Here is a 735-nt window from a genome sequence, read left to right as displayed (position 1 = left end):
CGCGGCAGTCCGCAATGGCCGTCGCCCATGGCCTCGCTCAGGGCAAAGGACACGCCTGCCCGGATGCGGATGGCGGCCGTCTTCTCGATCCCGAGCTTTTCGGCGATGATATCTGCCGTACGAAAGCCGATGCCGCGGATGTCCCGGGCCAGGCGGTAGGGGTTCTCGCTCATCACCTGCACGGCATCCGTGCCGTAGGTCTTGAAGATCCGCACCGCTCGCGCGGTGCCCACGCCATGCCCATGGAGAAAGACCATGATCTCGCGGATGACCTTCTGGTCCGCCCAGCCGGCGGTGATCCTGGCGGCCCGGACAGGGCCGATGCCGCCCACGTCGCGCAGGCGCTCGGGCTCGGCCTCGATGACATCGAAGACATCGGTGCCGAAGGCCTTCACCAGCCGTCGGGCATAAACCGGCCCAATCCCCCGGATCATGCCGGAGCCGAGATACTTCTCGATGCCCTCGACGGACGAGGGCGCCGAGGCCTTGAGAAACTGCGCCTTGAACTGCAGGCCATGGGTGCGGTCGTTGAGCCAGACACCCGAGGCGGTGATCCATTCGCCCGCCGAGATCATCGCGGCATGGCCCACCACGGTGACCAGGTCCCGGTGCCCGCGCGCCTTGACCCGCAGCACGCAAAAGCCGCTCTCGGGACTGTGGAAGGTCACCCGCTCGACCGGCCCGGCCAGAACCTCCGTAGGATTGTGGGTATCCGGGGTCATCACCTGCGCCATC

At 67.1% G+C, this 735-nt stretch carries 1 protein-coding gene; it reads right to left on the bottom strand.

All coding sequences use genetic code 11. The annotated features are described in order from the left end of the window. Positions 1-722 (bottom strand): helix-hairpin-helix domain-containing protein (locus CK944_RS22400; RefSeq protein WP_239986223.1); only part of this gene is annotated, 722 nt, incomplete at its 3' end. Positions 723-735 lie beyond the last annotated feature (13 nt).

It is taken from the genome of Paracoccus sp. SY, assembly GCF_002901215.1.
Lineage (GTDB): Bacteria > Pseudomonadota > Alphaproteobacteria > Rhodobacterales > Rhodobacteraceae > Paracoccus > Paracoccus acridae.
Note: the sequence above shows the minus strand (reverse complement) of the source record. Positions and strands in the feature narration are given on the sequence as shown.